17 protein-coding genes and 1 pseudogene are annotated in these 13,566 nt (G+C 41.6%); 10 read left to right on the top strand and 8 right to left on the bottom strand.

Annotated elements, in window-relative coordinates; genetic code table 11:
• The 9 genes and pseudogenes from RMY63_RS39540 to RMY63_RS39500 all read left to right on the top strand — a co-directional run.
• Positions 1–2,192, top strand: a 2,192-nt coding sequence (locus RMY63_RS39540; RefSeq protein WP_322733896.1) for a transposase family protein, incomplete at its 5' end; no start/stop codon positions are given.
• Positions 2,192–3,664 (top strand): ATP-binding protein, encoded by a 1,473-nt coding sequence (locus RMY63_RS39535; RefSeq protein WP_322733895.1) that lies wholly within the window; start codon positions 2,192–2,194, stop codon positions 3,662–3,664. The genes RMY63_RS39540 and RMY63_RS39535, both read left to right, overlap by 1 nt.
• A gap of 90 nt (positions 3,665–3,754) precedes the next feature.
• Complete coding sequence (locus RMY63_RS39530; protein WP_322733894.1) at positions 3,755–4,171, top strand: hypothetical protein; 417 nt, start codon at positions 3,755–3,757, stop codon at positions 4,169–4,171.
• Positions 4,172–4,219: 48 nt separating this feature from the next.
• Complete coding sequence (locus RMY63_RS39525; RefSeq protein ID WP_322733893.1) at positions 4,220–4,528, top strand: hypothetical protein; 309 nt, start codon at positions 4,220–4,222, stop codon at positions 4,526–4,528.
• A 331-nt stretch (positions 4,529–4,859) separates the two neighbouring features.
• Positions 4,860–5,078, top strand: a complete 219-nt coding sequence (locus tag RMY63_RS39520) for a hypothetical protein (RefSeq protein ID WP_322733892.1) — start codon at positions 4,860–4,862, stop codon at positions 5,076–5,078.
• Between the two features lie 36 nt (positions 5,079–5,114).
• Positions 5,115–5,306, top strand: coding sequence for a hypothetical protein (locus RMY63_RS39515; RefSeq protein ID WP_322733891.1), 192 nt, complete (start codon positions 5,115–5,117; stop codon positions 5,304–5,306).
• A 2-nt stretch (positions 5,307–5,308) separates the two neighbouring features.
• Positions 5,309–5,605 (top strand): hypothetical protein, encoded by a 297-nt coding sequence (locus RMY63_RS39510; RefSeq protein ID WP_322733890.1) that lies wholly within the window; start codon positions 5,309–5,311, stop codon positions 5,603–5,605.
• Between the two features lie 8 nt (positions 5,606–5,613).
• A complete protein-coding gene (locus tag RMY63_RS39505) occupies positions 5,614–5,817 on the top strand; it encodes a hypothetical protein (protein ID WP_322733889.1) in 204 nt (67 codons plus the stop codon).
• 251 nt (positions 5,818–6,068) lie between these two features.
• A pseudogene (locus RMY63_RS39500) lies at positions 6,069–6,275 on the top strand (ISKra4 family transposase); the annotation flags it as partial.
• Here the strand turns inward: RMY63_RS39500 and RMY63_RS39495 are convergent.
• Positions 6,264–6,521: a DUF4277 domain-containing protein gene (locus tag RMY63_RS39495; RefSeq protein WP_322733888.1), complete on the bottom strand. Its 258-nt coding sequence runs from the start codon at positions 6,519–6,521 to the stop codon at positions 6,264–6,266. The pseudogene RMY63_RS39500 and the gene RMY63_RS39495 sit on opposite strands and share 12 nt — an antisense overlap.
• Positions 6,522–6,661: 140 nt before the next feature.
• Between RMY63_RS39495 and RMY63_RS39490 the strand changes: the two genes are divergently transcribed.
• Complete coding sequence (locus RMY63_RS39490) at positions 6,662–6,799, top strand: hypothetical protein (protein WP_322733887.1); 138 nt, start codon at positions 6,662–6,664, stop codon at positions 6,797–6,799.
• Between the two features lie 59 nt (positions 6,800–6,858).
• Here the strand turns inward: RMY63_RS39490 and RMY63_RS39485 are convergent, their stop codons facing one another.
• The 7 genes from RMY63_RS39485 to RMY63_RS39455 form a co-directional block, all read right to left on the bottom strand.
• Positions 6,859–7,656 (bottom strand): ABC transporter permease, encoded by a 798-nt coding sequence (locus tag RMY63_RS39485; protein WP_322733886.1) that lies wholly within the window; start codon positions 7,654–7,656, stop codon positions 6,859–6,861.
• Positions 7,656–8,357, bottom strand: a complete 702-nt coding sequence (locus RMY63_RS39480) for an ABC transporter ATP-binding protein (RefSeq protein WP_322733885.1) — start codon at positions 8,355–8,357, stop codon at positions 7,656–7,658. The genes RMY63_RS39485 and RMY63_RS39480 overlap by 1 nt, the downstream gene beginning before the upstream one ends.
• A complete protein-coding gene (locus RMY63_RS39475) occupies positions 8,358–9,071 on the bottom strand; it encodes a hypothetical protein (protein ID WP_322733884.1) in 714 nt (237 codons plus the stop codon).
• Positions 9,072–9,115: 44 nt separating this feature from the next.
• On the bottom strand, positions 9,116–9,916 hold the full coding sequence (locus RMY63_RS39470; RefSeq protein ID WP_322733883.1) for an ABC transporter ATP-binding protein: 801 nt from the start codon (positions 9,914–9,916) through the stop codon (positions 9,116–9,118).
• A 126-nt stretch (positions 9,917–10,042) separates the two neighbouring features.
• Positions 10,043–11,083 carry an iron ABC transporter permease gene (locus RMY63_RS39465; protein WP_322733882.1) on the bottom strand — a complete coding sequence of 347 codons (1,041 nt, stop codon included), beginning with the start codon at positions 11,081–11,083 and terminating at the stop codon, positions 10,043–10,045.
• The gene (locus RMY63_RS39460) at positions 11,080–12,111 is read right to left on the bottom strand and encodes an iron ABC transporter permease (RefSeq protein ID WP_322733881.1); all 1,032 of its coding nucleotides are present in this window, start codon (positions 12,109–12,111) and stop codon (positions 11,080–11,082) included. Before RMY63_RS39460 ends, RMY63_RS39465 begins: the two co-directional genes overlap by 4 nt.
• Before the next feature lie 171 nt (positions 12,112–12,282).
• Positions 12,283–13,362, bottom strand: coding sequence for a hypothetical protein (locus tag RMY63_RS39455; RefSeq protein ID WP_322733880.1), 1,080 nt, complete (start codon positions 13,360–13,362; stop codon positions 12,283–12,285).
• Between the last annotated feature and the right edge of the window lie 204 nt (positions 13,363–13,566).

Raw genomic sequence — 13,566 nt, 5'->3', positions numbered from 1 at the left:
TTTATTCTTCTACCACTTTTTTATGCCGTATTTATATTTCGGATAGGTCTATTACAGAACAAATACTGTCTTCAGTTCAAGCCACTCCAGGAACAACTATAGCCGCCACACTTGCAACCATTCCCGGAGTGCGTGCTAACGATATTTACGCCATGATTGCCACAGAGCAACTCTACGTGGACTTGTATGCAGTTCCCCTAGTGGAACATTGGCAAGTTCAGCTATGGGCAGATGAGCAAACTCATACTGCTCATACACATTTAGCGATAGGGACAACTGGGGATCATCGAAAAATCACCTCACCCACAACACTCTTGCCTAACACCTTATTAGTCTGGGACTCACAACTTTGGACTTTAGTTAACTTGGGCGAGACTACAACCACACTGCTACCCGAAGTTGGGCAACCAATGCAATTGCCCACAGCATTTTTTCTGCAATTATTCGACAGTAGCACTATCAACATTCTCACCTCAGAAAAACAAACAACCATCAATGAGAGAGTGCGTGAATTGATGGATGCCGCCTCGCCTGCGGATCTACAAAGAGCCAATCGCAGATTTCATCTAGTACAAGCATATTTCCAGCATCACACAGACATAGGGAAGGACATACCTCAAAGCACCTTATCTCGATGGGTAAAACAGTTTCGGGAAGCGGAAGCCACTTTTGGTTGCGGTTATGTTGGTTTGCTCCCACGTACAAATAATAGAGGAAATCGCCTACCCAAAGCACCAACAGATGCCAGCGTTTTACTGGATAAATTTATTACAGAACACTTCGAGACACCAAGACAAGCTCCAGCCGCTTCCGTTTATCGGGCATATACAAGAGCCTGCGAAAGAGCCAACATCCCTCCACTGAGTCAGCGCACATTTTATACTCGGCTGAAAAAGCGTCCAATCCATGAGCAGACTTTAAAACGTCAGGGAGCAAAAGCCGCATACCCAACCGAACCGATTGTTTTAGAACTAGCTAAAACTACACCCCGGCACGGAGACCGCCCCTTTGCTATCTGCCATCTTGACCACACCCAACTCGATATCGAATTACGCTCTAAAGTTTCTGGTCGGAACTTAGGACGACCTTGGCTGACATTACTGATTGATGCCTACTCCCGACGCATCTTAGCAGTTTATCTTACCTTTGACCCACCTTCTTACAGGTCTTGCATGATGGCACTACGGTTGTGTATCCAGCGTTTTGGTCGTTTTCCCCAATCCGTAGTTGTAGATGGCGGCAAGGAATTTCATAGCGTTTACTTTGATACCTTATTAGCACGGTACCACTGCATTAAAAAAACAAGACCCGGTGCTAAACCTCATTTTGGCTCAGTAGTTGAGCGATTATTCGGTACAACCAATACGGAATTTATCTTTAACTTACTGGGCAACACCCAAGCCAGTAAGCAGCCACGTCAATTAACCAAGGTTGTTGACCCCAAACAACTTGCTGTTTGGACATTAGCAGATTTATATACATACCTGTGTGAGTGGGCATACACCATTTATGACACGAGCGTACATGATTCCTTGGGTGAGACACCATTACAAGTTTATACCGACGCTATCGCTGCCACTGGGGAGAGGGAACACCGATGCATTGCATACAACGAAGACTTCCTCATGGCAACACGCCCTAGCACACCAAAAGGCAACGCTAAAGTCCAGCCAGGACAGGGAATTAAAGTCAATTATCTTTATTACTGGAACGATGCTTTCCGCAATCCGGTTGTCGAAAAGACCAAAGTCAGTGTGCGCTATGACCCTTTTGATATGGGTGTAGCTTATGCGTACCTGGAGGGAAGATGGGTCAAATGTATCTCCCAGTATTACAACACCTTTGCCGGACGCACGGAGAAAGAAGTGCTGTTAGCAGCCCAAGAAATCAGACAGCAAGATAAGCGTAATGCTGTGAGTACAAATATCTCTGCCAAACGCCTTGCTGACTTCATCGCGGCAGTGCAAGAGCATGAAACCTTGCTCATGCAACGATTACGGGATTTGGAAGCGGTTGGGGTACTGGAAAATTTAACGCCCAATAAGGAAGGTGTACCCCAGTTCCCCACAGTCAGCATTCCTGAGCTGGCTATGGAAGCCCACAGTCAAGATGACGAACAATTGCCAGCACTGTCTCAAAACGTTGAACTGTTGGATCTCACACGACTGCCGATACTAGGGGAATACCGTTAATGGACAATTTTTTAACCGGGAAGGGAAGCGACCAAATGCACCTCAAACTTACCCAGTTTAAGGAGTATGCAGTTTTACATCCCCAGTTAGAACGAGTAGATATGTTGTTGATGCGTGCGATTCGAGAACCCGCCGGATTTGCTCATGTGTTGGTGTATGGGCCAAGCGGTGTGGGTAAAACAACGATGATTCGCCAGATTGCTAAACGGTTAAATAAGAATGTCCCTGAACAGTTACCGGGTGTTTCCAACTCCTTGAGCTATCATAACGGCAGTCAGCCCCCGATGCCATTATTGCTGTTAGAAACACGACCATCTGACGGTGGGGTGTTTAATCGGGCAGATTATTACCGCACTGCACTTAAACTTTTGGGAGAACCATTCTATGAGCGGCGGATGCTGATCGATATTGATGCGGAGCAGACCTGGGAGAAAAAAGGACGCTCCCGGACTAAAACAGCACAGTTTAATGATTCGCCTGAACTGCGTCACGCATTAGAAGAGGTAATGACCAAACGTGGTGTACGAGCAGTGATTTTGGATGAAGCACAGCACTTAATGAAGATTGGGACTGGTGCTAGTGCTGGTAAGCTTTTAGACCAGTTAGACTGGATTAAGTCCATGACCAATGTTACGGGTGTGCTACACATTCTGATTGGGACTTACGAACTGCTCAATTTTCGCAATTTAAGTGGTCAAGCATCCCGGCGGGGACTGGATATCCATTTTCCGCGTTATTTGTATCAGAATGAACTTGACCGCCAAGACTTTCAATCCGCATTATTGGCACTCCTGATGCAAATACCTATGAATGTGGATGTTCCGCAACTAATGCAGCATTGGCTTTACTTCTATGAACGTTCCATTGGTTGTGTTGGGGTACTTAAGGACTGGCTTATACGGACTGTGGCGGCGGCATTACATGATGGACACGATACTCTGAGTTTAGAACAATTCCATGAACATACGCTCTCTCTTGCCCAATGTGAACGCATGGCGCTGGATACTACTGAGGGTGAACAAAAACTTAGTTACATGGAAAGTCGTCGTGAACATTTGTGGCATTTGCTACAGATGGGAATGGGTTCTACATCTGTGCCAAAAACTGCGGTGGATTTATCAAAGGGCGCAGCAGATGTGGTTGCATCGCCCTCAAAATCTGACAAACCACCATCCCCAACAAAGCGGACTCGTAAAAAGCCCGTTAGTTCTACGGCCGATGAAACGGCTTCCACAACACCAGATGAAATTCCTATCGAGCCAGCCCCCAAGAAAAAACAAACTCGCAAGAAGACAAAACCAGCTGATTCTTCAATTAGCGAGACACCACTAGAAACAAATATTACCGCCAGTCACACGGTAGAAAAGAAGACGATTGATGATGAAGCCGCAACTCAACAGGAAACGCCTAAAAAGTCTTCCCAACGTGTTGGGCAACGCAAACCCAAACGAGATACTGTAGGACTTCAGTGAACATCAAAAAATTCAGTAGTAAACAGTTTTTATCAAGGGTATCAGTTTTTCAATAAAGTTCGTATCAGTATTCAAGGAAATTATTAATTAATGAGTTTATCTACTTTACCTATAGAATTTGAATTAACAGCCGCAAAAATTTCATCAGATCATTATCCACACTCTCGCTTTAAATTAACAGTAGAAATTGAAAAAGGTTTTATAAAAATTAATTTTCAAGGCTACTTTACCGAAAGTTTTAATCCGAAAAATCGTCCTTATTCTAATCCTATTAGTGAAGTTTATCGAAATAATAAGGTTGATTTTTGGCTATTTTGGTCTGGTGAACATCTAGCGTTATCGGGCCGATGGAGAACTGCAATTCTATCGCTTGAGTACACTCCCATACGGCAAGAGTGGTTGAATGAAGATGGAGAGGAAATTTCTCGTCCCTATCCAGACGGTGATAAGTTTGAGGCAATTGCTGCTTCTTTGTACCCGATTTTACAGCAGTATTTCCCAATTTGAAGATTATGTCTAAAAATCAGAGTAAAATTAAAAATAATATTTACTAAGATGAATCAGCTAACAATCTCTGACAAAATCGGAACTTGTTTCTCTATTAAAAAGCTAGTTAACTTAATAGAAGCGCAAATATTGGAATTAGATGAAAATCTAGAATTAACTAGCGAAGATATTTTTGAGATTGTCTGCCAAGAATCTCACCTAAATACTGATTTTCTAAAACAAGCTTTGGGTTGTAAATGTCCATTTGCTTTAATTGGTTTTATTAATGAATTAGAATTCAATGAATTTTCTAAATATTCTGCCATTATCGAAGACTTAAATACGCATAATCAAAATGTCAGACAACCAGCCATTTAAGGACTTCCAGAAAATAAACTATTCCATTCTCTGCTTCTGCTGGAAGGGATGGCATCTACCCAACCACCGCATAAGTTTTTCAGCGTTCATGTGACAAAAAGGGAATTTTGAAAAATGCTTACATTAATCAAGAAAAGTTATTCTACAAGGCCTTATCACGCAATTGTATACAAAACAGAAGGAAGGCTTAAAGCATTATCTATGCAAAGTTTCAAATGGAGGTGGGGAAACGCCTTTTATCACAAATTCCCTTTTGAGTACACACGAAAGAACCCATATACTAATCCCTTTGGTGATAAACTTTAATCTAAGATGTGGCATCTTATGAATTATGGCTCGTCGTAAATCAGTAGAAAGCTTTGAAGAGGAAATGGAGCGTAGATTCAGAAATCTTTACGCTAATGCTCAATCCTTATGGATAGGCTCAATTCACATGGAACTTATAAATCAAGGATTGAATCCAATATTAGTTGATGAAAGCAATTGTCAGGATTTTGTGGGATTAACACCCCAACAGGTAGTTGAAAAAATTAAGAATAACCGTGGCTAAGCTATTAGTTCAAAAGGAAATTATGCAACTTATTGTATGAATAATTTAAGTTTCCCTTTGTTATATACACCTTTTGTTACAGAGGGATTGTTAAAATTTCTGATTTTTGATAGCCAAATGGAACTCATTGCTTCTTCAGAAAATGAAGAAGCATCTGTTTTATTTGTTGAAATTGCAAATCAATCACATAACTTACCTAATATACCGAATATCAAAACGGAATTTTGACTATGCACTTAAACAAAGCAGACAAAATTGATATTGATGCAGCATTAGCTCAAATAAAATGCTATTTAGATACTTTTGGAGAGCATATAAGTTGCCTTGATTACTCGATTGAATGTTTAGAAAATTTAAAAGAGGAGATAAAAGGAGGTAATACTGAATCAATGAATGATTACTTGTATGGCGCTCTATCTCGAACGAAACAGACAAAATCAGAACTAAGTAAAGATATTAAATTGATTAAAGGATACTTATCTTATTTTGTTGAATCCTCTGAAAAAATATTTACCAAACTAGAATAATAAAATAGATGGGTAAAAGAAAATTAAAACCCGGCAATCGGGTAAGTTTTGAATCGCACGATGAACAGTGTAAGCCATTTCAGCAATTTGGTATTGTAAAGTATTATCTCTATCCAGAATTTCACCCAAATGGATACATTGAAATTGTGGATGAAAGTGGTGACACAATTCCTTACGGCAACGCAGCTAAAGGGATTCAGAAGGCGAAATGACAAAATGGAGATTTTGTATATAGCTAATAATCAATTACTAGACTTGCCAAGTTGATTACTCATCGGCTAACCACCATTTCCTAACTAGCTTGTGTTGCTGTTTGACGCAACGATAATCCCTCATCAAGTGCTGCAATTACTTGGTAGATGTGATTTTTCTACTTTGACACTGATTTCTGAAGCATAAAATGGTTAACTTTTTTTGAAGCATATCTTGAGCTAAAAGTTTATTTTATGATTCAAATCACACTTATCTTGAGCGACACCGCCTGAGAATTGTCAACTACAGCTATTGTCAAGCCGAGCAAATCTGTTCTGTGGGGTCAGGCGCGGTAGAATCTGCGATCAAACTTCTCGGCACTCGGATGAAAATAACTGGGGCACAGTGGAAAGCTAAAAATGTTAATCAAGTGCTTTCTGTGCGTTGTGCTTACCTCAATGGAACGCTAGCTATTTGATGTTTTCGTCAAACTGGGATGCTCCCAGATTTTATGTTGTGCCTCTTTAATATTTAGTGGCACTCTTGTTATCCATTTTAATTCTCTCATCGCTTTCATTACTTGTCCAGAAGTGAGAGTTTCCTTAACTTTTATTCCCAATTTTTTATTCACTTCTTCTACCAATTCCATCTCATCTATTATTCCTGCTACTATTCCCAAATGGTCTATATCTAGGACTTTTATTGCTTCTAGTTCCTCATTCATGCTTTTTCTCTCTCCACTTACAGCCTTATTATTTTATAGGAAAAAAGCCTGCAATCATTGCCAGACAATCATTACAGGCTTGAGTTTCTCCAATTTTATAATTATTAAATCCGCGTTAATATCTGCGGAATGTGGATTTTATGGTTGAATGCTTGCTCTGCGATCGCGCAAAAATCCCCAAAATTATTATCCAGTCTGGAACTCACTCTATTTCGGAGCGACCCAAATTTTTGGACACCATTACCAATGGGCAGGATTTGCGAGCGATCGCTCCTTGAAAAAAACTGCAAGTTAAGCGTGATATATTTTGTCTTTTGTAGAGGAAATAAAAATCCAGCTAACCAAGCTTACTTAACAAATGTGTAAACTGATGATTTCGATTAAACAGAGCCAGAAAAGCTAGGATAACAACGCCGATTGTCGCGATCGCTGTTCCTGATGCCTGTGCAAAAATAATCACAATCTGGTAACGTATGGCATCATTAGGACTAGCCCCAGCCAGAATTTGACCAGTCATCATTCCTGGTAGGCTAACTAATCCCATCACCATCATTGAGTTAATAGTAGGAATCATTCCTGTTCTGAGGGCTTCTTTAATAGTTTGATGTGCAGCTTCCCAACGGGTTGCGCCCAAAGTCAGTAGTGCCTCTATTTCAAAGCGCCGATTGGTCAAGTCTTCCATAAACCGATCTAAACTCAAAGATGTACCCGTGAGGGCATTACCCAATACCATACCCAAAAGGGGAATGAGATACTGAGGCTCGTACCAAGGTTGGACGCGTAAAATACCGCTAACTACTATCCCCGTAACTAAAAATGAACCGGTTAAAAGCGAAATAAAATTATTCCAATAAATACTTGTAAACCGTCTACGTGTACGGTTAACACTAGATACACCAGCTATAACAGTCATGCTCAAAGCTAAAAGTATTATCAATACAGGGTTGCTGAGAGTAAATACCCACTGCAATATATACCCCACTAGTAACAACTGCACTACCATTCGGAGCGAGGCTATCCCTAGACTTTGCTCTAGCCCCAACTGTAAGCCCAAGGAAAGCCCTATATTGATCACAATAAACAAAGTCGCTAAAGCCAGTTGTCCGTAACTAATCTGGATATAATTAGTTTCCATCAATCTTTTTCCTTCAAGGTAATTTGGCGGTTGGTAATGCGTGACAACTGGGTTGGGTCATGACTTGTCCAGAGATATGCCCGTTGTGGGTCTTCATTTTGCCAAGCTGCAACTAAAGCTTCTAAATTTTGGGCAGTTCCAGTATCCAGTGAGGCAGTAGGTTCATCCAGTAGTAGTACTTTTGGTGAAAGTTGCAAAGCTCGTAAAAAGGCGACAATCTGCGCCTCACCACCAGAAATAGCACTAATCGGACGCTGCAAAAAGTCAGCCGTTTTATGCAAAAGATGCAGATAGTCTAAAATCAACTTGCGGTTGTAAACTTGATGGTGGTGAACTGCTAATCGGTAAACTAGCTGGAGATTTTCCTCTACAGTTCCTTCCAAAAGAGCTGGTCGTTGGTGCAAATAAATAACTTGAGAACGATAGCTGGGCATAAACCAGGAATTCATCAGCTGTCCCTGAAAAATGATTTGTCCTGCTTGTACTGGTTCAAGACCAGCTAAGGCTCGTAGCAGTAAGCTTTTCCCAGAGCCAGAAGCACCTACCACCGCTACTCGCTCCCCTGGAAATAATTGAAAACTAAGGTGACTCCAAACCCAGTATTTTTCAACGCTTCGACCCAAGTTTTGTACACAGAGAATCGGGTTATGGGAAGATAATTCTAGTTTATTATTTTGGCTTTGGGTAAATTGCTCTTTCATTTATGCAGGTTGCTTGGTTTGTAACCAACGAATTACTAGAAAACTGATCGTTCCATAAAAAGTTATCAATATTAAAAGCGTTATTTCTCCAAAGAACCATTTGAAATTTAATCCCTCACCTATCCAAAAAGTACCAAATGCCATTAGCATGATACCTGCACTTAGCTTAATTAAGATTTCTGGAACTTGAAGCAATTGTCCATGTAACAAAGTTACTACAGCAGTTGTTAAGAAAAATGCTAAAATTGCTCCTGATAAAGATTCATTCCAAGCACTTGATGCTAAACCAAGAGTGGTGACAATAATGGCTACTTCTAATGCTTCAAGAGCAGCACTTTTAGTCATTAAAATAAAATTCAGGAAGTTGAAACTAGTTGTTTCCGTCTCTAAAAAAATACCTTCAGAGGTGAGTGGGTCACTAACCCATCCAGCACGTTTACCCTCAACTTGTCGCCAAACGGACTTTTTCACCCACCCGAAACCGAACCACAGTAGCAACAAGCCAATAAAAATTTGCAGTAATTCTAGGGGAATAGCTTGTAATTGAGTTCCTAATATTATCGCTGCTAGACTAACAACAGACAAACCTACGATTACTCCTAAACTCGCTTCTCGTGGATAACCAGAACGAGCGATCGCATAAGCAATTGCTGCTGTTTCGATAAATTCTACACTGGCACTGCCTAAAGCACTAACAAATACACCAATATTCATACTGCTTTTTCCTATCCTTGAATTTTGAGTGACATAATTTCAAATCAAACAGCCTGTAATTTCCCCTTACGTCCTATTGGTACACACATCGGCGTTCCGAGAATGGGGTCAGGAATAATACGGGACTCTAACTCAAAAACCTCGTGAACCATATCTTCGGTCATCACAAGCTTTGGTTCCCCAGCCGCAAAAATCCGACCATCTTTGACAGCAACTAGATAATCAGCATAACGACAAGCTTGATTTAAATCATGCAATACCATCACAATCGTCCGTCCCTGAGTTTGGTTCAACTCATACAACAAATCCAAAACTTCTATCTGGTGCGCCAAATCGAGAAAGGTAGTCGGCTCATCTAAAAGTAAAATATCCGTATCCTGCGCCAGCGCCATTGCAATCCAAGCCCGCTGTCGTTGTCCACCAGACAAAGTATCTAGTTCTCGCTCTGCTAACTCTATTAAATCTGTTGTTAGCAATGCCTGCTGTACGATTTTTTCGTCTTTTTCTGACCACTGTTGCAACCAATTTTGATAAGGATAACGCCCTTGTGCTACCAAATCTCGTACTGTTAACCCTTCCGGCGCTACTGGCCCTTGAGGTAAAATTCCCAACTGCTGGGCTACTTCTTTAGTGGAAAGCTTAAAAATTGAGGTACTGTCAAGATATACTGTACCGTGATTTGGCTTGAGAAGTCTGGCCAGACCTCTTAGCAAAGTTGATTTACCACAACCATTAGCACCAACTAAAGCACTAATTTGTCTGGCAGGAATGGCCAAATTTAAATCTTTAATAATTGGCACACCACCATAAGCTAAAGACAGACTTTTGGTTGATAATCCTTTCATAGTTGATACCATTTTGAATCTTGAAGAACACAGTTCGCGTAGCATGTCGTAGACAAGGCAGAAGGCAGGAGTGAGAAAATCTTTAATTTTGAATTTTGAATTTTGAATTTTGAATTGATTCGTCCCTTATTTTTTCCGGTTACGAATTAACAAATATAGAAAATAAGGCGCACCAATAGCAGCAGTCACTACCCCACAAGGAAGTTCGATAGGCGCAAACATTGTTCTTCCTAGCAAGTCTGCGACTACAACAATCACACCCCCTAACAATGCCGAGGTAGGAATTAACCCTTCATGATTTGTACCTACCAACTGTCTCCCTAAATGAGGTGCAATTAACCCAACAAAACCAATCATTCCGGCAGTAGCGACTCCTGCACCTGCTAAAGCTACACCCACCAGCACTAGCAAACCACGTTGCCATTCCACGCGAGTACCTAAACCTTTGGCGACATCATCTCCTAAATTTAAGGCGTTTAAATGTCTTGCCAATGTCAACGCCATCGGTACAAAAACTATTAACCAAGGTAAGAAGGAAAAGACTTGCTCCCAAGTGCGTCCGTAGACACTGCCAGCCAACCAAACTAAGGCATTACTAACGTCATAAATGTCCCCAAAGGTAATCATCAAGATGGTGAAAGCACTGGCGATCGCAGACAACCCCACACCCATTAAAATTAGTAAAATCGGCGAACTACCGTTATTCCAAGCCAGGGAGTAAATTAAAACAGCCATCAATAAAGCACCTGCAAAGGCTGAAACAGGCAATGTATAAATCGGTGCTGATGGAAATAGGACAATTACTGTCACTGCTGCTAAACTTGCCCCAGCATTGATGCCGATAATACCAGGGTCAGCTAAGGGATTGCGTGTTAAACCTTGAAAGATAGTGCCAGAAATAGCAAAGGCCACTCCCACCATAAAAGCGACAAGGGTGCGGGGTAGCCGTAGGTTGTGAATCACGAAAGCATGGTCTGGGTTCCCTGTATCTAAACCAAATACAGTTTTGACGATATCCAAGGGCGAAATGGGATATTCACCTCTGCCCACATTCATCACCATCGCCACTACAATCACTACTGCCAAACATACCAGGATTGGTGGTACACGTCGGTCTATGCGAAAAGATATTGTCTCGGAACGGATGACGAGCCAATCCAACTTCATTTCTTCACCTTTGACTTAGCCAAGTAGACAAAAAAGGGCGCACCAACCAGTGCTGTCATTACTCCCACAGGTAATTCCTGGGGTTTAAATAATACACGGGCGGTAATATCTGCAACCAAAAGTAAAGTTGCACCTACCACTGCGGAGTAAGGCAAAATCCAACGGTAATCGGCTTTAATAAAAAATCTCACGATATGGGGAACAACTAAGCCGATAAAGCCGATTGGCCCGGCAATAGATACGGAACTTCCCGCCAGTAAAACAACGCTAATAGCCGTGATGATTTTCACCCAAGCTGTCTGTTGACCTAAGCCTTTTGCTATGTCTTCACCGAGACTCATGGTAGTAATTTGTCTACCAAGGGCAAAAGCAACGATTAATCCAAGGGCGACGAAGGGCAGTGCTTGCAAGAACATATTGATATCGCGCCCAGCCAGTGAACCTGCTAACCAAAATCTAATTTCTTCTAAGGTGCGTTGACTGACGATCAGGATGGCTGTCGTCAGGGAAGAAATCAGAGCCGTGAGCGCCGCGCCTGCTACTGTGAGATTCAATGGTGTAGCCCCTCCTTTTCCCAAAGAACCAAGGAAGTAGACTAACATCGCTGTGGCTCCTGCACCCAAAAAGGCCACAATGGTTAAAACACTCAAGTCCGAGCTGCCAAAAACAAAAATTGTGGCAACTACAGCCAATGCAGCCCCCGACTGAATACCCAAAATCCCTGGATCTGCTAGGGGGTTGCGCGTCAAACCTTGCATTAACGCCCCTGATACTGCCAAGGCTGATCCTACAAGGATAGCAATGAGCGATCGCGGTAATCTCACAGTTTGAATTACTAAGTGTTCATATGAACCATCAAAGGCTATAAAAGATGTCAAAACCTTGTCTAAAGCTATTTCTGCTGCACCAAGCGTGACACTGTATACCAAGCAAATCAACAGGATAACCAGTGCCAAAACCAGACCAGCAAAGAGTGATAATTGTGGCTTTTTCCGTCCTCTAGGCGACATTGTGGACGCTTTTGTCATTCTATTTGTGCCGATTTTACTTGTTCACTTCAAAGATCTCAAATGGGTTCTATATTGGGAGCGGGTTTTAGCCTTTGCCTTAGTAGTTCATTTGTTCGCGTTGAAAGGGCTGCTTATAGGCGTTGGTAATACTAATTAAACTCCACAGCCTGTACTACAATTGAGTACTTTTCAGTTATGGCGGAGTTTGTCCTGGTTGATTTTTAAGTGTATATTGATCATCTTCCGTTTTCCAGATATTTCTTGGGCATCTAATATATAACCCTCAGCTTGCAGTTCTTTTATTGTCCGCCACAGAATTTGGTTGTTTCTAGACTGGTTACTAGCTAACAAATCTAGATTCTTAAATAGATATTGCCTAGAAATTACCAAATATTGCCCTTCAGTTAATGTATCCCATTTCATGCGGTTAGCAAGATAAATCAGTAACTTCGTCTTGTAGTCATACTTGGCATTACTTCCCTGCTTCTGCTTAATATCAATGCTGTTGGAAAAGAGGACATAGTCTCCTGTCTGCTGTGGCCCATCAAAAAATTCCAGGGCCACCGTATAAGCATCTGCTAGTTCATAGGTGTAATCAGCAGCTTTAGCTAAATCAAAGTCTCGCGGTAAATTATCAATTTCATAATCTCGAATACGGAGAATACTTTTGACAATGACCTTCGCTCCCCTTGTATTGCCTTTTTTTAGAGATTGAGCAAATACCAGCTCAGTTCTATGGAGAGCAACCAAGTCTTGGTTAAGCTGCGACCTTGACCTGGCAGTGATAGTACCTTTTTGAGTACTGGTATAACCCAGACTCTTCAACAACTCATTAGCCCGAAAATAAACTAGAGGACCGTTGCCCTGCTCTCGCGCTTTCTTGTACAGAAATAACACAATGGAAATTTGCCTTGGATTTAAAAATGTAAGCAATGCCATAAACAAGCGCTGAACGCGCCGATCTTGAATCTTCTCCAGTCCTTTACTAATTCCTTCGTCTGTACAGGCTTTTATATCAACATTGGCATACTGTTCCTTTATTTCTTCCCACTCCTCTTCCGTAATATCTTCTAGTCGAACACGACGGGTAAGAGCAACTTCACTTTTGTCTTCAGGGTCAGCTTGAACTCGCATTTCCAAGAAATAGCCATCTGCATCCACTTGGAAAATAGGTAGTTGCACATCAGGGTTTCTAATTGTTGCTGCTGCTCTGGGCAATATCATGAGCAACTCTCCATCCACCGGGAAAAAAACGTCTTTTTCTTTCACATCTGCTCCTTAATATTTCTCTACTATCTAGGGTATTGCCATTTTGGTAACATCCTCCCACACTGAATCAGAGATTACAGTATGGGCTTCCTCAAAGTGATTTGAGGCTTTCTTGGTTCTTCCCTTAGGGAGTTTCGACACTTGCCTAGACGCGGATTTCTCACAAAATCTGAAAAAATGGGATCAAAAACTGCGACAATGTAT

Source organism: Nostoc sp. ChiQUE01b (assembly GCF_034531255.1).
In the GTDB taxonomy this organism is placed as follows: domain Bacteria; phylum Cyanobacteriota; class Cyanobacteriia; order Cyanobacteriales; family Nostocaceae; genus Nostoc.
Note: the sequence above shows the minus strand (reverse complement) of the source record. Positions and strands in the feature narration are given on the sequence as shown.

Bases quoted from the DNA above. Each gene is read 5' to 3' on its own strand.
- RMY63_RS39535 (WP_322733895.1), top strand. From the start codon at position 2,192: ATGGACAATTTTTTAACCGGGAAGGGAAGCGACCAAATGCACCTCAAA.
- RMY63_RS39515 (WP_322733891.1), top strand. From the start codon at position 5,115: ATGAATAATTTAAGTTTCCCTTTGTTATATACACCTTTTGTTACAGAG.
- RMY63_RS39505 (WP_322733889.1), top strand. From the start codon at position 5,614: ATGGGTAAAAGAAAATTAAAACCCGGCAATCGGGTAAGTTTTGAATCG.
- RMY63_RS39525 (WP_322733893.1), top strand. From the start codon at position 4,220: ATGAATCAGCTAACAATCTCTGACAAAATCGGAACTTGTTTCTCTATT.
- RMY63_RS39495 (WP_322733888.1), bottom strand. From the start codon at position 6,521: ATGAATGAGGAACTAGAAGCAATAAAAGTCCTAGATATAGACCATTTG.
- RMY63_RS39475 (WP_322733884.1), bottom strand. From the start codon at position 9,071: ATGAATATTGGTGTATTTGTTAGTGCTTTAGGCAGTGCCAGTGTAGAA.
- RMY63_RS39470 (WP_322733883.1), bottom strand. From the start codon at position 9,916: ATGAAAGGATTATCAACCAAAAGTCTGTCTTTAGCTTATGGTGGTGTG.
- RMY63_RS39460 (WP_322733881.1), bottom strand. From the start codon at position 12,111: ATGACAAAAGCGTCCACAATGTCGCCTAGAGGACGGAAAAAGCCACAA.
- RMY63_RS39480 (WP_322733885.1), bottom strand. From the start codon at position 8,357: ATGAAAGAGCAATTTACCCAAAGCCAAAATAATAAACTAGAATTATCT.
- RMY63_RS39530 (WP_322733894.1), top strand. From the start codon at position 3,755: ATGAGTTTATCTACTTTACCTATAGAATTTGAATTAACAGCCGCAAAA.
- RMY63_RS39490 (WP_322733887.1), top strand. From the start codon at position 6,662: ATGGTTGAATGCTTGCTCTGCGATCGCGCAAAAATCCCCAAAATTATT.
- RMY63_RS39510 (WP_322733890.1), top strand. From the start codon at position 5,309: ATGCACTTAAACAAAGCAGACAAAATTGATATTGATGCAGCATTAGCT.
- RMY63_RS39485 (WP_322733886.1), bottom strand. From the start codon at position 7,656: ATGGAAACTAATTATATCCAGATTAGTTACGGACAACTGGCTTTAGCG.
- RMY63_RS39465 (WP_322733882.1), bottom strand. From the start codon at position 11,083: ATGAAGTTGGATTGGCTCGTCATCCGTTCCGAGACAATATCTTTTCGC.
- RMY63_RS39520 (WP_322733892.1), top strand. From the start codon at position 4,860: ATGGCTCGTCGTAAATCAGTAGAAAGCTTTGAAGAGGAAATGGAGCGT.